At 40.7% G+C, this 26392-nt stretch carries 21 protein-coding genes; 6 read left to right on the top strand and 15 right to left on the bottom strand.

The window, feature by feature from the left end:
* Window positions 1–278: 278 nt before the first annotated feature.
* On the bottom strand, window positions 279–650 hold the full coding sequence (gene ebsA, locus AC5590_RS21035; RefSeq protein WP_169265374.1) for a type IV pilus biogenesis protein EbsA: 372 nt from the start codon (window positions 648–650) through the stop codon (window positions 279–281).
* A gap of 183 nt (window positions 651–833) precedes the next feature.
* On the opposite strand from ebsA, the gene AC5590_RS21030 reads away from it, so the two are divergent.
* Window positions 834–1808: a radical SAM protein gene (locus AC5590_RS21030; RefSeq protein ID WP_169265373.1), complete on the top strand. Its 975-nt coding sequence runs from the start codon at window positions 834–836 to the stop codon at window positions 1806–1808.
* Complete coding sequence (locus AC5590_RS21025; protein ID WP_169265372.1) at window positions 1762–3174, top strand: glycosyltransferase family 2 protein; 1413 nt, start codon at window positions 1762–1764, stop codon at window positions 3172–3174. Before AC5590_RS21030 ends, AC5590_RS21025 begins: the two co-directional genes overlap by 47 nt.
* A gap of 63 nt (window positions 3175–3237) precedes the next feature.
* Here the strand turns inward: AC5590_RS21025 and AC5590_RS21020 are convergent, their stop codons facing one another.
* Entirely contained in the window at window positions 3238–3507 is a 270-nt protein-coding gene (locus AC5590_RS21020; RefSeq protein ID WP_172195323.1) for a hypothetical protein, read from the bottom strand.
* Window positions 3508–3587: 80 nt separating this feature from the next.
* Window positions 3588–6884 (bottom strand): DNA polymerase III subunit gamma/tau, encoded by a 3297-nt coding sequence (gene dnaX / locus AC5590_RS21015; RefSeq protein WP_169265371.1) that lies wholly within the window; start codon window positions 6882–6884, stop codon window positions 3588–3590.
* 322 nt (window positions 6885–7206) lie between these two features.
* On the opposite strand from dnaX, the gene AC5590_RS21010 reads away from it, so the two are divergent.
* Both AC5590_RS21010 and AC5590_RS21005 read left to right on the top strand, forming a co-directional pair.
* Window positions 7207–7893 (top strand): hypothetical protein, encoded by a 687-nt coding sequence (locus tag AC5590_RS21010; RefSeq protein WP_169265390.1) that lies wholly within the window; start codon window positions 7207–7209, stop codon window positions 7891–7893.
* Between the two features lie 367 nt (window positions 7894–8260).
* Window positions 8261–11950, top strand: coding sequence for a tetratricopeptide repeat protein (locus AC5590_RS21005; RefSeq protein ID WP_498823789.1), 3690 nt, complete (start codon window positions 8261–8263; stop codon window positions 11948–11950).
* Window positions 11951–11960: 10 nt separating this feature from the next.
* On the opposite strand, the gene rpsU is transcribed toward AC5590_RS21005, so the two are convergent.
* The 5 genes from rpsU to AC5590_RS20980 all read right to left on the bottom strand — a co-directional run bounded on the left by rpsU (window position 11961) and on the right by AC5590_RS20980 (window position 16739).
* On the bottom strand, window positions 11961–12149 hold the full coding sequence (gene rpsU, locus AC5590_RS21000; protein ID WP_048867264.1) for a 30S ribosomal protein S21: 189 nt from the start codon (window positions 12147–12149) through the stop codon (window positions 11961–11963).
* 142 nt (window positions 12150–12291) lie between these two features.
* Window positions 12292–12645, bottom strand: coding sequence for an RNA-binding regulator (gene rbp / locus AC5590_RS20995; protein WP_169265369.1), 354 nt, complete (start codon window positions 12643–12645; stop codon window positions 12292–12294).
* 281 nt (window positions 12646–12926) lie between these two features.
* Complete coding sequence (locus tag AC5590_RS20990) at window positions 12927–14150, bottom strand: J domain-containing protein (RefSeq protein ID WP_169265368.1); 1224 nt, start codon at window positions 14148–14150, stop codon at window positions 12927–12929.
* Between the two features lie 6 nt (window positions 14151–14156).
* On the bottom strand, window positions 14157–15905 hold the full coding sequence (locus AC5590_RS20985; protein ID WP_169265367.1) for an Hsp70 family protein: 1749 nt from the start codon (window positions 15903–15905) through the stop codon (window positions 14157–14159).
* Window positions 15906–16097: 192 nt separating this feature from the next.
* Window positions 16098–16739 (bottom strand): nucleotide exchange factor GrpE, encoded by a 642-nt coding sequence (locus AC5590_RS20980; protein WP_169265366.1) that lies wholly within the window; start codon window positions 16737–16739, stop codon window positions 16098–16100.
* A 483-nt stretch (window positions 16740–17222) separates the two neighbouring features.
* Here AC5590_RS20980 and AC5590_RS20975 point away from each other — a divergent pair, with 483 nt between their 5' ends.
* Window positions 17223–17687 carry a hypothetical protein gene (locus AC5590_RS20975; RefSeq protein WP_169265365.1) on the top strand — a complete coding sequence of 155 codons (465 nt, stop codon included), beginning with the start codon at window positions 17223–17225 and terminating at the stop codon, window positions 17685–17687.
* Window positions 17688–17699: 12 nt separating this feature from the next.
* On the opposite strand, the gene AC5590_RS20970 is transcribed toward AC5590_RS20975, so the two are convergent.
* From AC5590_RS20970 to AC5590_RS20940, 7 genes are all read right to left on the bottom strand, one after another.
* Window positions 17700–18089 carry a nuclear transport factor 2 family protein gene (locus AC5590_RS20970; protein WP_169265364.1) on the bottom strand — a complete coding sequence of 130 codons (390 nt, stop codon included), beginning with the start codon at window positions 18087–18089 and terminating at the stop codon, window positions 17700–17702.
* A gap of 38 nt (window positions 18090–18127) precedes the next feature.
* Window positions 18128–19135 (bottom strand): zinc-binding dehydrogenase, encoded by a 1008-nt coding sequence (locus tag AC5590_RS20965; RefSeq protein ID WP_169265363.1) that lies wholly within the window; start codon window positions 19133–19135, stop codon window positions 18128–18130.
* A 77-nt stretch (window positions 19136–19212) separates the two neighbouring features.
* Window positions 19213–20121 (bottom strand): DUF4437 domain-containing protein, encoded by a 909-nt coding sequence (locus AC5590_RS20960; protein WP_169265362.1) that lies wholly within the window; start codon window positions 20119–20121, stop codon window positions 19213–19215.
* Between the two features lie 81 nt (window positions 20122–20202).
* Window positions 20203–21027, bottom strand: a complete 825-nt coding sequence (locus AC5590_RS20955; protein WP_169265361.1) for an alpha/beta fold hydrolase — start codon at window positions 21025–21027, stop codon at window positions 20203–20205.
* Between the two features lie 147 nt (window positions 21028–21174).
* Window positions 21175–22563: a histidine--tRNA ligase gene (gene hisS / locus AC5590_RS20950; RefSeq protein ID WP_169265360.1), complete on the bottom strand. Its 1389-nt coding sequence runs from the start codon at window positions 22561–22563 to the stop codon at window positions 21175–21177.
* A gap of 205 nt (window positions 22564–22768) precedes the next feature.
* On the bottom strand, window positions 22769–23215 hold the full coding sequence (locus tag AC5590_RS20945; RefSeq protein ID WP_169265359.1) for a DUF3598 family protein: 447 nt from the start codon (window positions 23213–23215) through the stop codon (window positions 22769–22771).
* A gap of 199 nt (window positions 23216–23414) precedes the next feature.
* Window positions 23415–24884 (bottom strand): amidohydrolase family protein, encoded by a 1470-nt coding sequence (locus AC5590_RS20940; RefSeq protein ID WP_169265358.1) that lies wholly within the window; start codon window positions 24882–24884, stop codon window positions 23415–23417.
* Window positions 24885–25121: 237 nt separating this feature from the next.
* Between AC5590_RS20940 and AC5590_RS20935 the strand changes: the two genes are divergently transcribed.
* Complete coding sequence (locus AC5590_RS20935) at window positions 25122–25922, top strand: aspartyl/asparaginyl beta-hydroxylase domain-containing protein (RefSeq protein WP_169265357.1); 801 nt, start codon at window positions 25122–25124, stop codon at window positions 25920–25922.
* Window positions 25923–26392 lie beyond the last annotated feature (470 nt).

Below are 26392 nucleotides of genomic sequence, written 5' to 3'. Positions count from 1 at the left end.
TCAACATTTAGCAGTCAGTTTGATTTTAGCTGTAGATAGCCTATCCACAAAACTTACGGACACGCTGCTTTGGGATTCGCACAATTTTTCTATAGGAGGCACAAAAAAGCAAGGTATACGAGCTTTGCCGGTACCGCTCAAGGGAACTCCTACTCAACCATAGGAATGATTGCTCAACTTAAGGAAATGTTGATGCTTCTAACAACAGCTTTTTTTTACGGTAGCATAGCCAAAACCGACAATGATAGAATGACCTGGTCAAAATAGCGTATAATACTTCACTCAATACGCAGAAGTTTGCGGTAAAATACTTGAGAAAAATCAGTGACGTGATAGCGTTCGTAATTTTCTATGAATTCAATTAAAAAATTAATAAACTCAAAGCTTGCCATCATGACTTCATAACTCAACTCGGCGTTGCCATCAAACTGCATTCGGCAACGAGTTAAGTCTGAGGGCAGAGTCGCAACATTCCAAGTGGCGACAAAGGGAATGTTATCACTGCCTTCTATCTTGCGGTATCCCTCCAAAACACCCTTTTGATAAAGACTAATCGCATGAGCTAAGAAGTTACGCTTGTTACCCTGAATGTAGGGCAAGTAGACGCTTGCTTGTTGTTGAGTAGCGGGGTGCAATTGTTCAAATGACATTTTATAAATACTCCTTAAGTAAGTTGACTCTTTGCGTAGTTTAATGATTTGTGTCAATAGTATTCCTAAAAAATGTTTGTTTAGTATCCATTGAGGTGACGAGAATAATTTTTGTCTTTTGACTTTTCAGTTTTGACTTTTTGTTTAAAGATGTCCTAAATAACACTTAAGTGCTTTTACCCTATGGCTCCACTGGTTGCAAACTACTACTTAACCTACCGTTGTAATGCTAGATGTCATTTTTGTAATATTTGGTCACTCGAACCTGGAAAAGAAGCAGATTTTGAAACAATCAAGCACAATTTGAACGATTTACGCCGCTTGGGAGTCAAATATGTGGACTTTACAGGTGGTGAACCACTCCTGCGGAATGATGTGGGAGAAATTTATACAGAGGCGAAACGTCTGGGTTTTGCCACCAGTATGACAACAAACACCATTCTGTATCCGAAGAAAGCTAAGGAAATTCGGGGATTAATAGACTATTTAAATTTTTCCTTAGATGGTTCAGATGCTGAGACTCACGATCAATCTCGGGGAGTCAAAATTTTTGACAACTTGGTTGAGTCGGTGGCGATCGCCAAGTCTTTTGGAGAATACCCTGTACTCAACCACACTGTCACCGCTCAGAATTACCAGCGGATAGAAGAAATTGGAGAATTAGGCAAAAAACTTGGTGTTCGGGTTTGGCTAAATCCAGCCTTCACAGCATACGAACACTACAACTCGAACAAAAATCCGACACCAGAAATGGTAACGGCAATAGAAGTCACTGCGAAGAAATATAACAATGTCGGTTACAATAAGGCTGCACTAGCTTTTATTGAGGCTGGGGGCAATGATACAAAAAATCCCCGCTGTAAAGCGGTAGATGCTGTCATTGCTATTTCTCCTAACGACGAATTGCTGCTACCTTGCTACCACTTCGCTCAAAGTGGAGTTCCCATTAATGGGCGACTTTACGAACTGTATCGCGAGTCTGAGGAAGTTGAAAAATACCGCCAGTCTCAAGGTAAGCTCAAGGTATGTGAAGGATGCACAGTTTGGTGTTACCTAATACCCAGCTTCTTTATGGGTGTAGATAAATATTGGTGGTTAAATCAAGTAACCTATGCCAGCGAATTCCTGGCCCGAAAACGATTCTTACAACGAGCTTGATCCGCTCAATTCCCTATTATCTGATCTATCTGGTTCAGAGGAGTTGGAAGAGGAGACATCCGTAAGCGTGTTTCCTCCATCCCGGTTTCAAGGTCGTAGACGCAAAGCCGCTCTAGTTTTGACGATAGTCTGGAGTGGTACTATCGCTCTGCATTTAGTTTCTTGGGGGAGTTTGTTTGTATTGGGACTGACCACTATCATAGGATTTCATGCCTTTGTGGTAGTGTTCGCCCGATCAAAACCCCACCCAGAAGAAATGCAGGGAGATTTGCCATCTGTGTCTGTGTTGGTGGCAGCAAAAAATGAAGAAGCAGTTATAGGCAGATTAGTCAAAAATCTTTGTAATCTAGATTACCCAGAAGGGGAATACGAAGTCTGGATCATTGATGATAACAGCAGCGATAGGACGCCGCAGTTACTATCAGAACTAACCCAAGAATACGACCAACTCAAAGTACTGCGACGAAAGCCAGAAGCAGGAGGAGGAAAATCAGGAGCGTTGAATCAGGTGTTAGCGCTGACAAAAGGAGAAATTTTGGCGGTATTTGATGCCGATGCCCAAATTTCACCAGATTTGTTACAGCGTGTCATACCGTTGTTTCAACGAGAGAACGTAGGTGCCGTGCAGGTACGAAAGGCGATCGCCAATGCCAAAGAAAATTTCTGGACAAAAGGTCAAGCGTCAGAAATGGCATTTGATACATTCCTACAACACCAACGGACTACGAATGGTGGTATTGGCGAACTACGGGGTAACGGTCAATTTGTCCGGCGAAAAGCACTTTTGGGTTGCGGTGGCTGGAATGAAGAAACAATTACCGATGATTTGGATCTGACACTGCGCTTACATCTAGAAAAATGGGAAGTGAAGTGTGTATTCAACCCAACGGTAGAAGAGGAAGGTGTGACTAATGCGATCGCCCTTTGGCATCAACGTAACCGTTGGGCAGAAGGTGGATATCAGCGGTATCTGGATTACTGGGATTTGATTCTCAGAAATCGCATGGGTACGCGTAAAACCTGGGATCTATTCGTGTTTATGCTGATTCAGTACATTTTACCCACAGCAGCTGTGCCAGATTTATTGATGGCGATCGCACGACATCGTCCGCCCATTTTTAGTCCAGTGACAGGCTTGACAGTAACGATGTCAATGGCAGGTATGTTTGCTGGTCTAAGACGTATACGTCAAGACAATAAATTCCAAATATCTACTTATTTTCTGCTGCTCTTACAGGCATTGCGTGGCACATTTTACATGCTCCATTGGATAGTAGTCATAAGTAGCACAACCGCCCGGATGTCAGTACGTCCCAAGCGGTTGAAATGGGTAAAAACAGTACATCAAGGCAAAGATGAAGAATGAACGTACTGACCAGTTAGCAGTTAGCAGTTGTCAGTAGTTATCAAAAAGAACTCAGGAGGAGCGCTAGCCATGCAGGAGGTGAGTCCAGCGTGCTTTTGGTAGGGTTTCCAATGCCAGATACCTCTGTCGGGAAACAAGGACTATGGCACAAAATGCCACGCTGCTTTGAACAGTACTGGCTCCTCGTTCCGGCTCTGGCAAACCCGACTTAGGTGTCTGGCGTTCCGAAGAAATGAATATTACGAAAAAACTGGCTTCGTGAATAACTGACTCTTGAGTATAAATGTTTAAAACCCTCTCCGTGTGGGAGGGTTTTAATTTGGAAGAGGTCAAAATCCTGTCCCAAATGTTTTATTTTGACTTCTAAGTTGTGACTTCTTCTCCAATTTGTTCAGTGTTGACTGTTCACTGATTTAAAACTCATCATCAGCTTCTGGTTGATCTTCACACTCACTTGGGGTTGTTGAAGTTGAGCGTTCTGTGTCATGTGTCAATGGGATGACTTCTCCATAAAAGAACTGTGCCAGATTTTGTGCGGCGGCTGTGACTTCATCAACTTCCCAATCGGGTGTGGACGCGGATGGTTGAGTTGGGGACGGTGGATCACTGCGATGAGTTGTGTGTGAACTTTCCACCGCAGGAGTATTTGCTGGATTTGGGGATTTTGTTATCGGTGGTTTGGTTGATTTGGGAACTTCTGGAGAAGGCGCGGATGGAGGTTCATAACTCGGACGAGTCGTGGGCTTTTTTTGACGAGAAGTTTGAGGTCGGGCAGAAGTTGATGTCGTTGCTATTTCTAGGTTTATCTTGACTTCGCATTTAAAAGTTTTCTTAAATGCTGCTGCGATTATGGGAAGATCTAATTGTACTTTTTTATACCATGCTTTTGGAATAGCAACACGAGCTACAGTACCATCAAATTCTACAAGATAGCACATTTGACGAAATAGCTCTCGTGTTGAGATTGGTTCGAGATTACTCAGCACTTCTTGCCAAACCTGAGTTAAGTCTATTTCTGTGCTCTGACTAACTTCCTGTGTTTGGGATACTGAAATAGGTACTTCTATTTCAGGCTGTGGTTTTGGAGGATTAGGAGAAATCGGGGTTCGTTGTGGTGATGAGGGGGTAGCAGGAGTTTTTGGTAAGGTATGGGTTTGGTCAATTTTAACTGGTTCTACAGTTTTTGAATTGTTTTCTGGTGCTGATACTGAAGGTGGTTCACGGCTTGTAATTGAGTTTTGTTCACTTTTTCCTAAAGATGGTGAAACTGTAGGCAGCGAAATCGTTGGTACGGAAACTGCGCCTCTACCGTTTTGCGGAACTGAGATATGAGCTGAGGGTAACAATCCCAGCAACGTCACCTCTAACCACAAACGCGGTTGTGTGGTGTTTTTTAGTTGCACTTCAGCGGTTCGCAAGTGTTGCTGTCCCACCAAGATTGTGCTGATGTCAAAGTGTTGGGCAAAATCAATCAGTGCTTCCCAAGTTTGGGGAGTACAAGCAACTAAATCGTTGCGATTAGAGGCAGTTTTGGCGATGAGTAAATCTCGGTAAAATGCAGCGAGATTTTGGAGAATAATCAAAGGTTCTCGACCGCGATCTAAGATTTGACGAGCGCAATCTAAAACAGCTTCTGGGTTGTTAGAGGCGATCGCATTCAGCAAGAAAAGTAAATCGCGTTCGCTAACTGAACCAACCAAATCCCAAACTCGCTCAGGTATGATTTCACACGACAATAAACTTAACTGATCGAGCAGACTTTCTGCATCTCGCAATCCGCCTTGAGCAATTTGAGCTATTAAGGTTATCGCTTCGATAGTAATATCAATATTTTCTTTGTAAGCAATGTGACTCAAGTGTTTCGTCATCGCTTCTAAATCTATTCTGCGAAAGTCGAAGCGTTGACACCGAGAAATTATCGTAGGTAAGACTCGTTGCGCGTCAGTTGTTGCTAGTACAAAGACAACCTGTTTCGGTGGTTCTTCGAGTGTCTTTAGTAGCGCATTGAATGCTTGGGTACTGAGCATGTGACAGTTATGGACAAGTAACCCGTTAGCAACAAAGTTATGATTATCCTCAACTTCGATATCATAGACTCGCTCAATTTCACCCAGATGAACAGATTCAACAGTTTCTAAACTTGTAATCCATTGTGGGAATTGAATATCTTTGAAGGTCTGAGATCCATTTTTTACTGCTTGCACCCACGTTAATGTAGCAGTATGTCTTGTCTCCGTTACTTCTGCTGTAAACTTTTGTTGTTGAATACCCCATTGCTGCAAGCCAATCGCCAAGGATTTGATTTTCTTCGGGAGAAAATCCCTCTGTGTGTAATCTAATCCTTGGACTTCCTGAAGTGGTAAAACTGAGTGAGCCGTCGTCCATGTACCACCAAGCAAGTCCTTCTGGAGTAACTTGATTGAGCCACTCCATCGAAACCCGTTTTTTATCCCCACTGGGTTTGACGATATCAAAAACTTCCCTGAGTTGAGGATGGCAGGATGTGTTGCAATAGACCGCGATATTTCCAGAACCGTAGCCTCTGTTAGGTGCTGAGAAAAGTTTTGGTCGGAGTACTGCAAGGCGTTGGGCTTTGTATTCCAACCATTTTTGCTGCTGCTGTCCATGTCCGAAAGCCAATCTAGGGAATCTACTGAATTTATTTGGGTAAGTGACGGAGCAATCTCCCAGTAGCGTTCCGTAAATAAGTCCCAGTGTTTCTGGTTGGAGAACTTCGGCATTGGCAAGGAAATGTTCTGTTCTAAGTTCCCAAATTCCGTGCCCTTTCTTGTATGGATGTCTTTTCCAGTGAGACTGCATGCTGCCAAGTCCTCTACCTTTTTGTTGTAAAAAGGCAGGGATATCAAGTTTTTCTGTGCAACCACAGGCACATAAGGGACGGAGTAATTCAGCTTCTTTAAGGATGGATTCCAGATCGTATGTTTTTTGCCCGTAGGTATTACCTTTAAATTGGTGCCCAGGAACAAATCTCCGAATGCGTCCATCTGTGCCAAATTTGTAGATGAGAGTACCGCATCCACATTCACAGGGGATAGTATCCTCATTCCTTCTTTTACGTCTTTTGCTGGTATCCATCCCTGGTCTGTTTTAATTAAATGATTGCCCGTACATTTGATTTCTCGGTTAGTTGTTCTAATAACCAGAGTTTGACGTTCACCCTGATCTAGCCATCTCAGAACTTTCTTGAATTCCCACTTGAGGGATGAATCATTATAACTGAGAACCCTTTTACCTTTAATATTGGGATCATCAATTCTAACAAGTCCCCTATCAGTCAAGACCAAAGAGTCTCCAGTCAGGCACTCATCGATAACATAAACTTTGTACCGACACTGTACGGGAGCAAATTGCGCTCTTTCTATTATTTCGCGAATATTATCAACACCAGTGTTGCTGGCAGCGTCTATTTCAATAACATCTAAAGAATAGCCCTTAGTAATTCCCTGACAAACATCACACACACCACAGGGTTGAGGCGTGGGTTTGTCACTTTTGAGACAATTAAGCGATTTTGCCAAAATGCGAGCACTGGAAGTTTTCCCTGTACCCCTGGGACCGGTGAACAGGTAGGCAGGGGCTATTTTGGCGGCGCGGATAGCGTTTGTTAGGGTGGTAGCGATCGCCTCTTGTCCCACCAGTTCAGCAAAACTCTTTGGGCGATACTTGTGGTGCAGGGGTTCGTAAGACATAGATGAGGATGTCAATGCCTTTGATGGTTAATAACTAGCACCCATGACTTTGGGTTAGATCATTTTAAATTTATGACGTAACTTCAGGTATTGATGATTCTTTTTTATAGTACAAATATACCATACAGCCAAGAAAGTCTAGCTTGGGGATATCATCCGACTTGATGCTAATTTTCTTGACTAAAGTGAGCGAAAAATTTTGTGTCTGTATATTCTACTCGATATTCGTAAAACTTCAGAGTGTAGTTGACAAACGTCTAGCAGGTTGTCCTTAGACACCGCTACAATCTATGATGACCACCAACACTTACGGGTGCGGGAGATGCTCAAGCGGTTAATTCAATGGTTCAAAAAGTTTTTGCAACGTTTGTTTGGCTCAAATCAGAGTCCAGCTAAAACACGGGAAAACGTTCATAAAGAACCGCCTCCACCTTTAAGCGATACAGATTTGGAATTTCTGTTTACAGAACTATTAGAAGGTGTGTATCAAGCACGAGGACAAGCATGGGCGCAGAAATGGCTAAATAATATTGAACATCGCGTCCCAGAAGAACGTTGGGTGCAGTGGTTGGAACGTTTTGGTGCAAGATTGTTAGCATCACCCACACCCAATAACGAATTAGCTTCGCGAATGGTACAACTAGGTGAGTTGGAAATTGGAGAAGTGGGAAACGTCGCCTATGATATTGGGATGCAGTTGTTAACGCGCACAGCTGCCGAGCCAATCTGGGAGTATACTGGGCCAGATGCACTCAAGCAAACTCCTGTAACGACACAAACTCAAAATCAGCAACACGATGATATGGAAGAAGAAAATCTTCCAGAAGGAGAATACCAAAGTGTTACTTTAGATCAGTTATTTGTGCTGATACAGCAAGACGAGAATTTACGCAAGCAAATTTGCGAGCAATTAGGAATGGAGACAGACGATCCACAAATAATTATCCAAGCTTTGCTTGATCAATTCCAAGCGGCGAATGAATCTACTACAAATCAAGCTGAATCGTAATTCAATCCTTGACGATCAAAGTATTTTGTAGATGAAAATACCAGATTTTAGACATCTGGGTAAAATTTTGTGTACGAGTTTTTGACTTAAGTAAAAATACTTAAGTAGTAAACAATTTTCCTTATGTGAGTGTTAGTATGGTATGTTATATTTTCAACTGACTGTGCGATCGCTCATTCAATTGTTATAGGTTTTTAAGTCAACATAACTTTTTAACACTGTGCTCGCTAAAATCTGATGATGACCAATCTAATCTCCAATAATTGCCGAAATGCTCAAGTGGCTACTTAAGTGGATTAAGAAGTATTTGAAGTTCTTTTTCAAGAAAAAGCAGACTCGTTCTGTATATCGCGCAGAAGAACAAAAGATGACACCTCCACCCGCATTGACAAATGCGGATTTAGAATTTCTATTTACCCAACTGCTGGAAGGTGTGCATCAAGGAAGAGGGCAACAGTGGGCGATTAAATATCTACAAAGAATGGAAAAGCGTATCTCCAATGATCGCTGGATAGATTGGCTACTAGATTTTGGGGAAAGATTGTTAAAATCGCCAGCACCAAATAACCAATTAGCAGAACAAATGGTGCAACTAGGCGAGTTGGGTGTTGGGAAGGTTGGAGATTTATCTTACGACATTGGCATACGATTGTTGACGCGAAACTTAGACAATTCGTATTGGGAAAGTGATCAAACACAAGATACGCAAACCATAACTGATACAACAGTGCGAACCCAATTAGAACAGGGGTTGACACAAAACAAAAGCATAGAGGATTCAGACAATATTTCTGCAGCGATGCCTGCACCCTTTTTCAATCCTCCACAAGAAGAGTATATCAACAATCAAGAACAATTTATATGGCAATTTGATCAACCAGGTGTTGATTTGCTAATACCAGAATCTGCCTGGACTTCATCAGATGAGCAAAAGGAGGAAGAATCCTACTACTACGGGGTAGAACAAAGCGTGCAAGCAGGTTCACAAAGTCCTACAACCCAAGATTTTTCCGATCTTCAGTCACCAATTGCTGTCAGGCTGGATGAATTGCTAGTTAGGTTAGAGCAGAGTACAAGTTTAGTTGAGGAACTGGCTTCTGGGTTAGGCTCTCAAAGCGAAGCATCAATAAATACAACTTTACCAAAAAATCAACAAAAAACGACTTTAGAACAAGCAGAAGCTTGGTTTTACGAAGGTCTTAACCAAGCTAAAACAGGTGATTTATCAGGAGCAATTGTATCTTACAACAAAGCTATAGAAATTAATCCCAACTCGCAGGAATATTGGTTTAACCGAGGGCTAACACTATTTTATTTAGGAGAATTTAATGATGCGATCGGATCTTACGACGAAGCAATTGCACTTAAACCAGACTTTTATAAATGTTGGTATTACCGAGGCGGGGCATTAGGTGAACTAGAATGCTTTGAAGATGCAATTTTGTGCTTTGATAAAGCTATAGAAATTAAGTTTAATTACCCAGAAGCTTGGTCTGGCAGAGGTATAGCATTGCAGAGATTAGGGCGTCCATCGGAAGCCGTTGCCAGTTACGATAAAGCAACCATACTGCAACCACAAGACCAAGATAATTGGTATTATCGAGGTCTGGCATTGGCGCAGGATGGACGAAATAATGATGCGATTGCCTCATATGAGAAAGCTTTAGAAATAGAAAATGACTTTTACTTAGCTTGGTACAAACGAGGTGTGGAACTTTCTGATTTAGGAGAATTTGAAGATGCAATTGCCAGCTTAGAACAAGCAACAGAAATTCAAAGCGACTTCTCGGAAGCTTGGTACGCTTTGGCTGGTGCGTTGGAAAAAGTAGGAAAACATGAAGATGCGATCGCATCTTACGAACAAGCAGCTCAAATCAATCCAAACTCTCATGAAGTCTGGATTGATAAAGGTGTGGTACAGTTCAGTTTGGGACGCTGGGATGATGCCATTTCATCCTGGGAAAAAGCTTTAGAAATCAAACCCGACTACTATTTAGGCTGGTTCAACTGTGCTGTGGCGTTGGACAATCTCGGACAGCGTGAAGAGGCAATTGCTTGTTATGATAAAGCGATAGAATTTTATCCTCAGTTTGAATTAGCTTGGTACAACCGAGCTATGCTGCTATTTTCTTTGCAGAGATTTGAAGAAGCGATCGCCTCATATGATAGCGCTTTACAAATCAAACCTGAGTATTGGGAAGCCTGGATCGCCCGAGGGAATGCAGCAGAAAGTGTCGTTTCTAGGAATAATTCACACTTGAGTCCAGCACAGGTGTATGAACAAGGGCTTGAAGAGAAATTAGCAAGCTATGAACAAGGGCTGAAATATGTTGATCAAAATACACAGCCAGAAGGTTGGGGCAGATTGCATCTCGCGCTTGGCAATGCCTATTACGATCAAGGTAAGAGACATTCTACACCCTCCTATTATTGGCAACAAGCCGTCACTGCCTACAATCAGGCGCTTCATACTCTCACACCAGAACCCTTTGCTTTACTACACCTGGAGGTTTTGCAAAACCTGATAAAAACACTTGTAGCTTTGGGGCAAACTTCCCAAGCGCAAGATTTTCATCTATATGGAACAGATTTCGTACAATTCTTACTCAGCGAAACGACTCAATCTGATCAAGAGAAAAAACAGTTAGCACTCAAGTTTGCAGGTTTTGAACAGTTAGCAGTTGATATAGCTGTGCAGTCTGGTGAGATAGCGCAAGCTATAGAAATAGCCGAACGTGGTAAAAATGCTTGTTTAACTTGGCTTCTGTATGGTTGGACAGATGAAATCAAACCACTTAGCTATCAGTCAATTCAGCAGCTTCTTAATCCTACAACTGCAATTATTTACTGGCATATTAGCCCTTGCGCCTTACACACATTCATAATTAAATACAAGTCTCCAGAACCTATTCTCATTTTTAAACCCGTACTTGATAGGGTGATTGATGAAGTGCCTTTACCCGAGATGGTACAACGCTTGGTTGAATTTGAAGATTGGCTAAAAGATTGGAATCAACAATACAGCTCATATCAACAACTTCAAACTAACGACGCATCAGACAAAAGTGTCCATCCATGGCAAGCAGAAATGGATAGATGGTTATTGAATTTGAAACAAATCCTCAACATTTCTACAATTGTGAATGAGCTTGAGGACATCACCAATCTGATTTTAATTCCCCACCGCGACTTACACAGATTTCCTCTTCACGCCCTTTTCAATCTTTCCTCTGTTTGGGAAGAAGAATCCTCAAAGCAAAACAATTATACATGTACTTATCTACCTAGCATCCAAATCGGGTTTTCTTTCAAATCCCAACAACTCTTGCAGGTTCAAAACCAATCATTACTCATTGTGGAACCCCAAGAAAGCATAAATTATCCGACACCACAATTTGCTGAACTTGAATCTGAAGCTATTAGCCAGATGTTTACTTCTTGCAGACGCATTCAAGGCTTACAAGCTACAAAACAACAGATAGAAAATGCTCTATCTGAAAATTACAATATTTTTCACTTTACAGGCTATGTAACTGACAATTTAAATCAGCCGCACAAATCAGAATTTCTATTAGCAGGTGAAGAGAAATTAACTCTAGAGGAAATCTGCAAAAAGCCAATTGCAAGTTATAACCTTATGACTCTTTTAACTTGTGAAACAACCATGACTAGCAACCAGAATATCACGACTGAATATGTTGGAATAGTCACTGCTTTTCTTAGTCAAAGAGTTAATCATGTCTTGAGCACTGTGTGGACTGTGGAATCAGCTGCTACTACTTTGGTTATGATAGAGTTTTATCTGCGGCTTCAACAAAATAAATCAGCAGCCAAAGCATTGGCGGAAACAACCGCGTGGCTTAAGGAACTGACTGCTGGTGAACTGAAACAATGGTATGAAGAATTACTCAACCAACTACCTCAAGAAGGGCAAAAAATTAGGGCAAGTTTAACAACAGAATTACATAGAAGTCGTGAAATGTCAGCCGAAACCAAGCTCTATAATCACCCTTACTACTGGGCAGCTTTTAAAATTGCAGGTAAGTTTTCTTTTTAAACAGTTCCCCTCAATAGCGGAAACGATTCTGACGCTGCTTTTGCTTGGCAACTGCTTTGCGTTTACGTTTTTGAAGGGGTGTTTCAAAGTGACGGTGTTTCTTCACGTCCGGAAAAATTCCTGCCTTGGAAACTTCTCGCTTAAATCTGCGGAGGGCTGACTCAATTCCTTCATTTTCGCCAAGAATCACTTGGGTCATTATTATCTCCTCCTTAAATTGATTAAATGAATAAATGGTCGGATAAATTTGAGGAACGTAAGTTAAGCTGAAGCGCAAAAAAGGGCAGACTCTTTGTCTGCCCTTGAGACTTTAGAGTTAAATTCTTTATCGCAAAGCTTAATTAGTAGCCGCCGCGTCCGCGAGAAGAGTATCCTCCTCTATCTCTATCTCCACCGCCACCGCCACCGCCGTATCTACCACCACCGCCACCACCACCAGATGAGCCTCTGTTCTCTTTGGGCTTAGCCTTATTAACCTTGAGGTTACGACCCATCCACTCAGCGCCATCTAGAGCTTCTATTGCTGCAGTTTCATGTGCCTCTTCTGCCATTTCTATAAAAGCAAATCCTCGCACACGACCTGTTTCCCGGTCTACTGGCAATTGAACACTTTTCACCGTCCCATATTCTTCAAAAACCCGTCTGAGGTCATCTTGCTCAACTTGGTAAGATAAATTACCCACGTAAATCGACATGAAACATCTCCAGAATCAAATGTTGTAGAAAGTTAGATTCGGAGAGACGCTTGTAAATAGATAAACACAAACTACACAACCGAATATAATTCCTCGTTAGTAATGTTAGCATAAAATAACAAGATTCTGTTGCCCATATGAAAAAAGTTCAGAAATGTTCAAATTGATTAACAACACAAGCTCTTGGCTTCCCAAGCCCCTTGCTTTGCAGCAGATTTAGCACCTGATTGTTGTGACAATAGTTATCACAAATTTGCGGATCACTACTATACTAAAGGGTGTTAAGGTACACAAGCCACTTGCTCGATTCGATGAAAAAGTTCTACATTCAGCTTATACACAGCAGGATAGTAAAATTTAATTCTCTCAAGTGACGCAAAAATTGTGCTCGCGGGAGAAACTAAAATTTCTGTGAGTATGTCATTCAAAAAACTTTTTCTTTCTTGCTGTGAATCATAAAAATTAAAATAATCAGCTAAACAAAATGCAGCTAGTCTTTGGAATCCTTGATTGATGAGATAATCACGATTGAGATTTTCATATTGGTCAATAGCTGCAACGCTTTCCTCAACTTTTGTACAAATTTCTTGAATATCTAAATTATCTGGTTCTAGATCGGTAGCTGTTTTGAGGAATTGAAAAGCTGCTCTCCACATATCAAAGTTACTAGATTTTGCAGCAATGTTTGCGATTTCAATTCCCATGTTAGCAAATCTACTAGCAGCGTATTGTCGAATGTCTGACTTTTTCGGTAGTAAGGATATAATTCTCCTGCCTAAGATTTCTATTTTTTGTACTTCACCACTGTAAAAGTGAATGCGGCAGATAAAGAAAAGTGCTTCAAAGTCATTAGAATCAGCTTTCCCATCAGCACCAATAGCACGTTCTGCCCAAGTAAGTGCTTCAGAGTAATTTTTTTGGTCAAGATAAGTTTCCGCTATATCTAAATAGGGTGCAGAATTAAATGGTTCTAATTTGACTGCTTGCTCAAAGCAGTCACGAGCATTATGATAAATTGGAATTTTACTAAAATCTTCATTATCGGAACATTCAGCTTGCAGTTTGTAAGCAGAACCCAAGTTACTCCAATAAAGTGTCACGTCTGGATTAGTTTTCGTTAGTGCTGTGTAGATTTTCACAGCAAAATCCCAATTTTCAGTGTGAATGTAACAAAGTCCCAGTAGATGACGAGCTATGTCAATTCTTGGTGCTAATACAAGAACTTGCTTAAGTAAAGGAATGGCGTTTGACCACTCTTCTACCTGCATTTTATTTTGAGCTTGCGAAATCAGCTCTTTAACTTGTTCGCCATACTTCTGCATGGCGTCATAATTTTCTCGTGATTTTGAGTCGAAGAGCGTGTTATACGCTATCCGAATTTGTTGAAACCGTTCTGGATCTTTTTCTGGAGAATACTTACGAACTAACTGAAAATAAGCTCGTTTTATTTCATCAGCAGATGCCTGAGAGGAAATTTCCAGGATATGATAGAGTTCATATACCATCTATGATTATTCCATGTGATTTTCTAAATCAAACAATAAGTCCACAAGGCGATCGCCTGCTTTTTGAATTTCTTGAATATTGTCATTCATGAGAGCTTTTTTGAGTTCCATAACAATATCAGATAACGGCGATCTTTCTTGAGGAGGTATTCCAGCCATATACCTTTCTGCTTTATTAATAAGTCCTTCGTATTGTCTTGCTTTGGCATTTTGCTTCCACAGTTCTTTGAGACGAGAAGCAGCATCAGCTATATCTTTGTTAGCCATGCGCTTGGCTGAAGAACCGTAAGATAGCTCTACACTTTTATTAATATTAGGAATAGTCGCTTTCAATTTAGCTATCCCATTAATGTCATAAGAAAATTCCACTTGCACTGCATAGGGAATACCATCAACAGCTGGAGGAATATCTGTGATCTCTGCTTCTATTCCTGTGTCAATAGCTTCATTTGGTAGCTTTGCTCTCCCTGTGTTGTCTTGATAGAGACGAATTTTTAACCGCTTTTGATCTGGTTTCAAAAGAGTGTAAGTTTTCAGAGTAGAATAAGGAATCGTTGTATTGGGTTGGATCAAAGGTTCATAGGTAAGCATATACTGTCCGCCAACGTAACTCACCACTTCAATACCCAATCCAAAAGGAGCTACATCGGTGAGAATAACACCGGAATCCTCACAGAATAAACCTTTCGCAAGAGCAGCATGAATAGATGCACCAACACCCACAGCTAAGTCTGCACCAACATCAAGTGCTTTGCCTTGTTTACCAAACATCTCGACGACTAATTGGCGAACAGCAGGAATGTAAGTTGTTCCACCTACAAGTAACACTCGATTGATTGTACTGGGGTGCAGATTTTTGGCATTTAGTGCTTGATGGATGCAGTCTTGCGCCTTTTGCAGTAGAGGTGCGATCGCCTGCTCAAATTCTTGCTGCGTCACTTCCACCTCTAAGTCAATAAATTCACCATGACTTGCTGCAAAATACGGGATTCGTACATCATACGATTGTTGTGTAGAAAGAACTTTTTTAGCTTTTTCTGCAGCTTCTTTCAGTGCACCATGAGCTTTTTGAGAAATTTCTGCCTCAGGATTTTCTGTCTTAAATTTTCGATGAAGTAATCTTATCATTGCTTCATCGAAATCTTTACCCCCCAATTGAGGATTTCCGAAACTACACTTTACATCAAGAACACCTGCAACCATTTCCAGTACAGTGATATCTAATGTACCACCGCCAAAGTCAAAGACAACAAGCTGTTCTTCAACATCAATATTTTTGATTCCAAAAGCTAAAGCTGCTGCTGTTGGTTCATTTATCAGGCGAATAATTTTTAATCCTGCCAATTCACCTGCATTGAGTGTAGCTTGTCGAGCCGCATCTGGAAAGTTGGCTGGAACAGAAAGGACGACTTCTCGAATTTCTATTCCTAGTGCAACTTCCGCATTTTCCTTAAGTTGACGAAGAATTAAAGCAGAAATTTCTTCAGGTCGATACTCTTTCTCTAGCAGTTTTATTGTTTCTCCAGTTCCCATTTTCCGCTTGATTTCACGAGACCCTCGATTTGAGACATCAACCCAACTCCTGGCATTTTCTCCCACTAAGATTTCACCTTTTTTATTAATAGCAACAATTGAGGGAATAATCGCCATTTTTGTCACAGGATCAGGAATCGGAAATGACTCATTATTTCGGTAGACGCAAATTTCAGATGTCGATGTTCCTAAATCAATTCCGATAGCATAATTTTTTGTCATTGCCTAACTAATTCCTTTCTCACTGTAAAATTTATAAGCTGTCATGCTAAAACAAGTGCATACAGTCAACAGGCAGGATGTTTGATTAACAAGCTATGCACTTTTCTTTGTACCTCCTGCAAAAAAGTAACAGGCGCTCATCCAAAGCGTATGCCTAGAGCATATTTTGATTTTTTCCTGTTATGGTGCTAGTTATTTTGCTACAACAACCTTTGCTTTCTCAAGAACTTTGTCACCAATTTTGTAACCCCAACTGATACATCTAACGATATTGCCTGGTATTATATCTGATTCTTCCTCATCAATTGCTTCATGAAATTTTTCAGAAAGAGATTCTTTTTCTTGTGGAATGATACGCTCCATTCCTAAATTCATAAAAATTCCATTATAACCATCTAATATTCTATTGATTAACAGTTTGTGTTCATCTGTTTCGTAATCAACTGCCCTCTCTAATAACCGAAAAAACTCTATGGCTGACTGTTCCCAATAGTTAATCTTTCGTTGCAGTTCCCCATTCTTCTGACGCTGCTCCACAAGCATGTTTTCCACAGAGTTCTTAAAATCGTTCAGTTCTGCCAATGTGTATTCAAGTTTTTCATTTAATTCTTTAATCGCAGCAGTATTATCTAGAATTGCGTTAGTATTTGTGTAAGAAGCACGTTGTATTTTTATTTGTTCAGATACATATTCATTTAAAGATTCTTTGATAGATTTTTCTAGATTATTTTTCAAGAGATTATCTAAATAGCTCTGTAAATTATCATTGAGTAAGTTCTGTAAAATTTTCTCTAATTCTTGAAAATCTTTATTGTTATTGTGACTGAAGCTCATCTCATTTTACCAATAATAAAAATTATGTAAAGTTTCTAACTGTTCAATCAAATATATGCTAGTGCTAATATTAGCTAATTGATCACAATGATAACAAAGCAGTTCGCTATAGCAATCCTAATTGATTTGCCCTACGGGCACCACTGGCGTATGCCTAGGGCACGCTACGCGCTCCGTGAAACTTTTATATATATATGTGTTTCTTGGCGTCCTAGCCTGCGGAGGCGTTTATGTCCTGCGGACACGCACTCGTCGCACTCAAAGAACGCACTCGCGTGTCGCCAAGGGCGGTTAATATTTATAAATCCAATATAGGAATTCGGTTTTATTTATGAACTTACTCGTGTAGACGCTTAACATCAGAGCAAATATACATAATGTAAGGTCTTTAGTGTATTGCAAATTGAAAATCGCTATGATTCATTTGGTCAAGGGATTTACAAGTGATACTATGTTAGAGTCATGGCTTAATGCTCGCTCTCAATGAACAAACCACTGAATGAAGCGCTTTCTCTTGAGATTGCCCAACGTGTAAAAAGCAAAGCTAAAACTCCGTTTGATAATGCTTACAGAGCAGCATTAGCGACTGAGGGAGCAATTTACGTACAAGGTTTTTTAGTTTTTGCTGGCAAGCCATACAAACCCATCGAACACGGTTGGATGGAATTGGAAGATTGTATTGTCGATCCAACATTAGCGTACCTTAACAAGAATGCTCAACAACTTTGCTACTTTACAGCACAACGTTTCACCGTGAAGGAACTAAAAGCAATCATAGAAGAATCTAAAGAAGATTATCCAGAAGATGATCCATTGCCAATTTATGGTGATCCACCTTACGAGTATTACGGGAATGTGATGTTGGGTGCTAAGGATTACTTAGAGGCTTATCAAGCAGCAGAGGCTAAGTGCAGAGAATTGAATCAGAAAAATGCTGATAAAAATTAACGCAGTCCTACTTCAATTCGATTTACCATCACTGCCAAAATATTCTCTATAACCGCAAATTTTGTCTCCCCGCACATCAAAGGAAACTGCTACCCGATTTTTGTAAAGTTCTCCAAACAACGTTCCCTCATCGCGGAACTCAAACACGACTGTTATCTCGTTACTTGTAACGTGCTCTAAAATGAGTTCACCTCTTAATGATTCAGCAATATATTGGAAAAATTCTCTAGCTTTTTCTTTTCCCTGATGTAAACCGTGATATTTCCCAATAGGAAACCAGAAGCTAAAGTCTTCTGTGAGCATATCCAAGAAGTGATTCCACTGGCCTGTTGCTAAACCGTGTTGGAAGTGTTCAAATGCTTGATGAGCAACTTTTAAAGTATTTTCTGACTGTTGTGTCATTGTGACTTCCTGTGTACTTCTAAATATATGATTGTTTTTTAAAACCTGACGACGACTTTGCCACAATTTTGACCACTAAGGAGGTATTCGACAGCAGCAGTAATGGATTCTATGCCGTGAAATGGAGTTGAGTCAACAGCAACTTTTAACTTGTTTGTGTAGAAGAGATTGAAGAGGCGATCGCGTCCCTCTGTCATATACTCTTTATACAGAGGCATAAGAAACCCCCGCACCGAAGCTGCTTTCCAAAACAACTTGTGATAAATTCGCGCTTGTGTCACTTGTTCTAAATTCTTGCCATATTCGGAAACGAAACCAACCACGACTAAACGTCCGCGAACTGCTAAATTATCCACACAAGTATCAAAGACTTGTTTACCCACACATTCAAAAACTAGGTTAACGCCATTGGGATATTCTTGCTTGAGGACTTGATTGAGGTTTTGTGTGCGGTAGTTGATGATGTGATCGCACCCCAACTCCTCCAGTAACTCTACCTTTGCATCAGTTCCACAAGTACCAATCACATGGTTACCCGCTAACTTCGCCAATTGTACCGCAATGTGTCCGGTTCCACCCGCCGCAGCTGTCACCAAGACAACTTCTTGGCTTTTCATTTCCCCCACTTGTTCTAAAGCTACCATTGCTGATACACCAGTGGGCATCAAGGTTAGCACCTCTGGCGTTGCTTCGCGCACCTTAACAGCTAAGTTGGCATTTATCGCCTGATACTCGCGATACCCTCCACCACGCACAGTAGTGACTACAGCATCACCAACTTGGAAATCTTTGACATGATTTCCGACTGCGACGACTTCTCCCAGTGCTTCCACTCCTAAATCAAAGGGAGGAGTTAAGTTAATGTAGCTGACATCACCTCGGCAAATTAAGGTGTCAAATCCGGCGTTGATTCCAGCGAATTTGTTGCGAATGAGAATTTCATCAGGTGCAGGTTCGGGAATGGGGAGTTCTACGACTTCAATAGCTGATTTGAAATCTTGGGCAAACTGTTTTGCAACCAGTTTTTTATAGGTTTTTGAAATCATTTCTTATACGTGAGTCATGTCTTATCAGCCATCGTTTTTCAAACAACCAAATACCTGTTTTAAGCTGCTTACAATTTCTATGCACCAGGAGATGCATATGACAAGACTGTTCCAAGTTTTGATAAATCCCTATCAACTCTTACGAAGAATAAAGCACCATCCTCAGTCTTGTGCCTAGGAAGAGTGCTAAAGCTAGGACTATAGCCAAAGTGATTCTTCCCGAATCGGTAATCTCCTATATCACAGTATCCAACTAAACCATATGCTTCTTCATTATAAGATTGAATCATTTGATACTTGCCGTCATAATGTGGCAAGACAGTAAGGAGCCATGTTCCACCCCCGTTACCATCTTTCCTTAGGTACTTCTTTTTTGACACTTCAAATTGAACTGTATCTGTCTTGCCCCACGGTAGCAATTTACTATCCAATCCTGGAATGAAGTCACCTACCCTAGCATCTAGATGATTTTTTTGTGCATTTTTATACTTCAATGGAATAGGACCGTTCTCCATCCAGAGGATTTCTGCTTCCTCACCACCTAGCACTTTCCAAGATCCAACGTTGACTCCTGCGGGGATAAAGGAGTAACCATGCTTGCTGAGTTGCCACTCGCCCAATTGGATTACACCCTTAAGCACAAAAATCTCCAGATCGGCTGTGAATATACCAGACGGTGCCTCAAACTGGGGCGGTAGCAACACTTTTGAAGTACATGCACCACAGTCATGCCACGTGAGTAACTTACGTCTTCCGGATACTACGTTCTCTGGCATTCCACTAATTCGCCACCCGTCTTCTTCTGGCACAGTATTCGTGTCAAAGAACTGGTACTGGCGAGGTACGTACTCTTTAGAGATTGCTGTGCGCCTTCCCGATAGATTCATACGCCCTCTACCGTCTCCACCCCAATCTTCCGGTACAGAGGCTATATGCAAAAAGTCATCAGCCTCTTCTTCATGTGCACAATCGTATTTATTTTCCATGTATTTTCTTCCTAATTGCCACTAATATCGTTACATTGTTGATTTCATCTCGTTACTGGGCTGCTGCCTCTAGTATATTTTTTAAAAACTTTTCTCTTCTAAAAATTCGATGACTACCTTCGATATTTCTTCAAATCTCTGGAGCATCATGTATGTAGTTCCGCCTTCAATCTCAATCACTTTTGCATGAGGAATTGCTGTTAAAATCAAATGGTGATTGTCTGCATTTGCTAAACCCAGCTGTTCCAACTGTTTTATACCTTCAGTTCCCCATAGAATTAGGGAGGGACATTTTATTTGTGTAAATCTTTCTTGCGTCTTTAAACAGTAGTTTGCTACAGCCCAAACGGCATAGAAAGGATAGCCAAAGCCTTTTAAATCATCTAAAACTAACCTGTGATTTAATTCATTAGATTCTACAAACTTTGCACGGGCTGCCCATCTTTCCATCAGGTGGGATCCGTCAGTTTTTATTTGAAAACCTTCTGAAAATTGCTGTAATAGGGCTGCTTTTCCTTCTTCACCTAAGACAATGGGATCAGATAAGACAAGTTTTTCGACTCGTTCAGGATATTCTGCTGCGACTTCTCCTGCTACAAAAGCACCTGTTAGGTGTCCCAAGATGGTTGTAGTTTTTATGCCTAATTTGTCTAAAAGCAAAATGACGGTTTTAGCGTAGTCCTCTATCGAGTACATTTTGGGGGGTTTATCTGAATCACCATAACCCAGCAAGTCCATAGCAATGACGCATCGATTTTTTGCCAAAATAGGCATTAAGTCTCGATATTCGTTACTACTCATTGGCTGCTGATGTAGTAAAAGCAGAGGACTTCCCTCGCCACCAATGCGGTAGAGAATCTGCCCATCTTCGGTGTCTAAAAAAGCTCGCTTGATTGGTTTGTTCATATCCCCCTGATAAATTTAAGTTTTCATCTCGTTACCAGGTGAAACCTGGTAACGCCTTGCTAGAGGCTCTGCCTCTAGTATATTTTAGGAGGCACAGCCTCCCTGAAGGCATTCCCAGGTTCCACCTGGGAACGAGGAGACGAGGAATTACGCCAGTCTGCGTTTAATTTCCTCCGCCAAATCTTCCAACGCGACTTCCACCTGCTCACGTGTTCTCAAATCTTTGAGAGACACCTTTTGTGCTGCTGCTTCTTCAGAACCAATTATCACACAAAATGGAATTCCTTGTTTTTCAGCCAATTGAAATTGCTTGCCCAAAGGTCGCTGTTCAAAATTCGTAACAACATTAATTTTAGCCTGACGCAGTTTTTGCGACACATTCAAATAAACAGGCATCAAATCATTTTGCATATTGACTACCATAACTTGCGCTGGAGTAGCTGCGAAGGTATTGAGAATACCAGCTTTAATCAACCGACTAATTAAGCGAGTTAAGCCAATAGAAATGCCAACACCTGGCATTTTTTCATCCAAAAACATCCCTACTAATTCTTCATATCGACCACCAGAACAAATGCTACCCAAAGCTTCATGTCCTATTAGGGTTGTTTCGTACACTGTACCCGTATAATAATTCAGACCGCGAGCAATGGATAAGTCAATACAGAAACGATTTTCTGGAACTCCAAGATTGCGAACACCAGAAATAACTGTTTCTAACTCTGTGACTCCAAGAGCAAATTCCTCAGCTTCTGGTGTTGACGTTGTTAAGTATTTGAGTTTATCTAGAACTTCATCTACAGTGCCATCTATATGAATAAAGTAGATGATTTTTTGAGTAGTATCTGCTAACACTCCCTCTTTTTCTAACTCGTTTTTTACCTTGTTCTCACCGACTTTATCCAAAGTGTCAATAATCCCAATACAGGATTTAATTTTTTCTTCCTCAACTCCTACTGATTTAAAGAAACCAGTGAGAATTTTACGATTGTTGATGCGAATCAGAAAATCACCGATATTAACTGCGTCAAAAATTTCGGTTATAATCGCAGGCATCTGAGCATCATAGAGCAAACTCAGTTCACGACGACCGACAACATCAATATCACACTGACGAAACTGACGAAATCGACCATCTTTTGCTCTTTCTCCACGAAACACCATATCCATTTGATAGCGAGCAAAAGGAAAGCTCAACTCATTTAGGTGACGAGCAATATACGCTGCCAAAGGAACTGTTTGATCAAATTTTAAAGCTCTTGCTTCCGAACCTGTTTCACCCGCTTTATCTTTTTCTGCCTGACGATTTGGTGGCAAAATAGGGTTAAGACCATAGATAATGTTGTCGCCTTGATTGCCCTTTGCTTGCAAAACTTCCAAGCGTTCCACAGCAGGAGTTTCTATTGGTGTAAATCCGTAGTTTTCAAAAACTCTCCGGATGGTATCTAGTAAATAAAGTTCCAAACGCTTTTCGCCAGGAAGAAATTCTGGAAAACCACTTGGGGTCGAGAAATTTATTTTGTCACTTTTTGCCATGCCTTTGCCTTGCTAATTTTAGTTAATATGTAATTGAAGAAAGAAATTAATGGGTAACAGTCCAAAATTTTATCAAGTACAGATAAGCATTTACCAATGACTCATAAAATTTAAAAAGGTTACACGCTTCAGGTGCGTTAAACTGCTTAACACACCTGAAGCATTGAAGATCCATTTTACAAATTCTCTGCGATCGCTCAACCTCTTATCTTAGCCGTTCCTCTTGAATCAGGGTTCGCTTGAAAAGTTGATGGTTCTTAAACCAGTGCCAAGTGCGGGCGCGATGATTATTGCAAGGACTAATCACAATCATTTCATACAAGTACATATCTGGCACGGTCTTATAAGAGAACCACAAAATAACCGTTGCATCATCCACTTCCCAAGCTTTTCCGTCAATACGTTCCGTGTCAAACCACAGCGCTTTGTCTCGGTAAGTTCCCGGAAACTCATACTCCTCATGTTTCCCATCAGACCACTTGTAACGATTGATTTGGTAGTAGGAATGGGAACCGTCTTCTGGAAATTGGCAGGTTAAGTGAGATTCATATTTATCAACAATTTTTCCCTCTGTATCAACCACTGTATACGTACCTACCCAATCTCCTTCGTGGCGAGTAAGTACAGGCATTTCTTCTCGAATCGCAGACATAACACAACTCCTTTGTCTTTGCAGATAGCAATTAATAAAGATTTTAAGCAACAAGTAATACTAAGTTGCATTCATACAGATAACTTACTCTTTTCTCTTTTCTCTTCCTCTGCGCTCTTGGCGTCTTGGCGGTTCGTTTAGTAAATTCTATCTCTGAATACAACTCGCTATAAGCAACAAGATTTAAATCGAGATTGCTCTAACATCTTTTGAGATAACGTCCACTGGGTGAACCTACAACCTGTCCATTATTGTAAATAAGATTTCCACGTAAAAACGTACTTTTTACCCGTCCCGTTAACTCCACTCCTTCAAAGGGTGTGTAACCTTGTTGTGACTCTGATTCAGCAGCACGTACCACAAAAGTTTCATTTGGATCTACCAGTACTAAATCAGCATCGTAGCCAATGGCGATATCCCCTTTTTGTAACAAACCAAAGCGTCGCGACGGATTCCACGATAACAGCTTAGCCATGTGATTGTACGACATTCCCCGCTTACTTCCTTCACTAAAGACACCAGAAAGTAAATATTCAGTACCACCAAAACCAGACTTTGCCAACCAAATATTATTTGGGTCTTTAGCACTTCTTTTTTGTTCAGCAGAACAGCAAGCATGGTCACTGACTATCCAGTCTACCTGATGGTTGAGTACTGCTTGCCATAAGTATTCCACATCGGCACGCGGACGAATAGGAGGGTTTACTTTTGCCCAAGTAGCGGTGGGGGTATCAACATCTAATAGCAAATGTCCGACGGTAACCTCTCGCCGAAAATTGATATGGGGAAAAGCAGTTTGCATAGTCAAAGCTGCTTCCATAGCTTTGCGCGAACTCAGGTGCAACAAATTGATATTTGCACAGTTCGTCTCATGTGCTAAATAGGAAGCAATACAAATAGCTAAACCTTCGGAATGAGGGGGACGCGCTGCACTGTAAGCGTGCAGTCCGCTAAGATTAGAATTATTTTCAACTATTTTGGTATAGGCGTTGAGAATTTCAGCAACTTCGCAGTGTAAACTTAAGCTAATAGTTTCTCGTGCTTCTGGATGTTCTTCCATCAAGCGACTTAAACGGCGCATAATAAATTCAAAATGGGCGAAGTCGTAACGTTCCTCTTTATTAATCATTAAAAAGAGGTTTTGCTGGTCTGACAAACCATGCAAACCATAACCGCCATAAAACATGAATATTTTGAACGAAGATACACCATGTTCTTTAAATAGTAGGGGTATTTCGTCGATATGCTGACTAGCTATAGGTGCGACGTGATAGCCATAATCAACAAAAAAATGACCTGCAGATAACGCTAATACTTCTGGAAAAAAATCGTGGTAAGAACCACCTTTGTTGAGATAATACTGTCCTGTACGAATGTAATTAAGACTAGTTGTGACTCCTCCCATTGCGGCTGCTTTGGTTTCAGTCACAGCATCTTTGTCCAGGGGTTGATAGATACCGATGTGCATATGGGCATCTACGACCCCAGGAAAGCCCAGCAAGTTTTTGCCATCCAAGACCTCTTTGGCTTGCTCTGGGCTAATATTAGGAGTAATAGTAGCAAATTTTCCATCCTTAATTCCTAAATCAAGTAGTTCGACAACATCATGACGGGGACGAACTACTCGTACATTTTTGATTATTTTATCTAATATGGGAGCTTCAGACACACTAGACCTCACACTAAAATAAGTACATAACTCAAAAGTTTAAGAATATCAACACAGATGATTTTATTTGATTCAACCGTTGTATAAGTTTATAACTCTAACTCTAGGCATGGTCTTTTAACTAGTGATGGATAAATACTCTGCTTTAATCAGGAATTCCAATATCGTACTGGGACGCAGACCAAATTTGCTCACCATGTAATGTTTTTTATTCAATCTTCTTTAGGAGAAAAGATAATGGAAAGTTTTAATGAGTATCATCTAGAGCCAAAACAATTTCCTTTTTTGAACAGCTTTCAAGATAACTGGCAAGTTATTAGAGATGAGTTCACACACTTTATTAAACATGCATCTAATGAAGAGTTACAATTTGCTTATGATGTTTTAGGACCTAAAAGTAAAACAATTCAAACCAAAGGAAATTCAAAATATAGTGCTTTTGGAATTTTATATCAAGGTATCTTCATTGAAGAATATATTCAATTTCATCAAATACAATATCCTAATTATAGCCAAAATGATGCATCAGCAAAATCACTTGCATTAAGAGATAAATATTTTCCAAAGTTGGCTAATGTAATCGAAAAAGTCAACTTAATTGATGATAATGTGATTAGAAATGTCTATTTTGGGACATTTCATCCGGGCTTGGATATCAAACTGCATGTGAACGATAACCCTCATATGAATCGTGGCTATCTAGGATTAATCGTGCCACCAGGGGATATAGCTATGAAAATATGCCATGAACAACTTTATTGGCATGAAGGAGAATTCATGGTTTTAGATCACAGCTATCCACACTGCCCGCATAATTACACCAATTATGACAGAACTGTCTTGGTTGTAGACTTTTTTAAAACGGATAAGCCTAGACAAGAATTGATCCAATTTGAAAAAGAGCAAGTCACACAACGTATGCAAGATAATCCTTACAGTTTAGGTGTTTTTGGTAAAAGTGATAAAGCCAAAATTGAAGATTTTATCAAGTATGGTTTAGCTCATCAGTTAGAGTGGGATAAAGCTTTAGGGGCTTAATCTTCACAATGATTGGAAAAACTTATTGCATCCCACATCCTACACTGGTCAATATTTTGTACATTAATATTTGATAGTGAAGCACTCATGCTTCACTATCAAATAAACTTGTTGCAAAAGTCAGGAAGTCTTGACAGGGAACTTTTAACAGAACCTCGTAAAATCTCACTTTTACAAGAAGTGTAATATTTTGCGATACGCATCGACGGTGTCTTCCCTTGAGGCGGCGATAAGCCGGAGGCTTGACGCTGAGTCCTGAGCCCTATGGCTAACGCCACGGCTTGAGGCCGTTCGCGTTCGCGTAGCGTGTCCCCTTGGGACTCAGCGTCTCCGTTCGCGCAGCGTGCCCGAAGGGCATAGGAGATACGGACACGCTGCGCAAATGCGTATCGCACCTGCGGAGTGCGGGCTTCTACGTGTTAGACCCCATGAGCGCAGACGCTCCAGAATTAAGATTTGCTGAATTCTTT

This window comes from Brasilonema octagenarum UFV-OR1, assembly GCF_963888615.1.
Classification (GTDB): Bacteria; Cyanobacteriota; Cyanobacteriia; order Cyanobacteriales; family Nostocaceae; genus Brasilonema; species Brasilonema sennae.
This window is presented reverse-complemented; position numbering and strand designations above follow the sequence as displayed.

What these genes read in the sequence shown, in the direction of transcription:
- AC5590_RS21030 (WP_169265373.1), top strand. Translation starts at nt 834, where the DNA reads ATGGCTCCACTGGTTGCAAACTACTACTTAACCTACCGTTGTAATGCT.
- dnaX (WP_169265371.1), bottom strand. Translation starts at nt 6,884, where the DNA reads ATGTCTTACGAACCCCTGCACCACAAGTATCGCCCAAAGAGTTTTGCT.
- AC5590_RS20985 (WP_169265367.1), bottom strand. Translation starts at nt 15,905, where the DNA reads ATGACAAAAAATTATGCTATCGGAATTGATTTAGGAACATCGACATCT.
- AC5590_RS20970 (WP_169265364.1), bottom strand. Translation starts at nt 18,089, where the DNA reads ATGACACAACAGTCAGAAAATACTTTAAAAGTTGCTCATCAAGCATTT.
- AC5590_RS21005 (WP_498823789.1), top strand. Translation starts at nt 8,261, where the DNA reads ATGACACCTCCACCCGCATTGACAAATGCGGATTTAGAATTTCTATTT.
- rbp (WP_169265369.1), bottom strand. Translation starts at nt 12,645, where the DNA reads ATGTCGATTTACGTGGGTAATTTATCTTACCAAGTTGAGCAAGATGAC.
- AC5590_RS21025 (WP_169265372.1), top strand. Translation starts at nt 1,762, where the DNA reads ATGCCAGCGAATTCCTGGCCCGAAAACGATTCTTACAACGAGCTTGAT.
- AC5590_RS20945 (WP_169265359.1), bottom strand. Translation starts at nt 23,215, where the DNA reads ATGTCTGCGATTCGAGAAGAAATGCCTGTACTTACTCGCCACGAAGGA.
- AC5590_RS20980 (WP_169265366.1), bottom strand. Translation starts at nt 16,739, where the DNA reads ATGAGCTTCAGTCACAATAACAATAAAGATTTTCAAGAATTAGAGAAA.
- AC5590_RS20990 (WP_169265368.1), bottom strand. Translation starts at nt 14,150, where the DNA reads ATGGTATATGAACTCTATCATATCCTGGAAATTTCCTCTCAGGCATCT.
- ebsA (WP_169265374.1), bottom strand. Translation starts at nt 650, where the DNA reads ATGTCATTTGAACAATTGCACCCCGCTACTCAACAACAAGCAAGCGTC.
- AC5590_RS20955 (WP_169265361.1), bottom strand. Translation starts at nt 21,027, where the DNA reads ATGAACAAACCAATCAAGCGAGCTTTTTTAGACACCGAAGATGGGCAG.
- rpsU (WP_048867264.1), bottom strand. Translation starts at nt 12,149, where the DNA reads ATGACCCAAGTGATTCTTGGCGAAAATGAAGGAATTGAGTCAGCCCTC.
- AC5590_RS20965 (WP_169265363.1), bottom strand. Translation starts at nt 19,135, where the DNA reads ATGATTTCAAAAACCTATAAAAAACTGGTTGCAAAACAGTTTGCCCAA.
- AC5590_RS20935 (WP_169265357.1), top strand. Translation starts at nt 25,122, where the DNA reads ATGGAAAGTTTTAATGAGTATCATCTAGAGCCAAAACAATTTCCTTTT.
- AC5590_RS20975 (WP_169265365.1), top strand. Translation starts at nt 17,223, where the DNA reads ATGAACAAACCACTGAATGAAGCGCTTTCTCTTGAGATTGCCCAACGT.
- hisS (WP_169265360.1), bottom strand. Translation starts at nt 22,563, where the DNA reads ATGGCAAAAAGTGACAAAATAAATTTCTCGACCCCAAGTGGTTTTCCA.
- AC5590_RS20960 (WP_169265362.1), bottom strand. Translation starts at nt 20,121, where the DNA reads ATGGAAAATAAATACGATTGTGCACATGAAGAAGAGGCTGATGACTTT.
- AC5590_RS21010 (WP_169265390.1), top strand. Translation starts at nt 7,207, where the DNA reads ATGCTCAAGCGGTTAATTCAATGGTTCAAAAAGTTTTTGCAACGTTTG.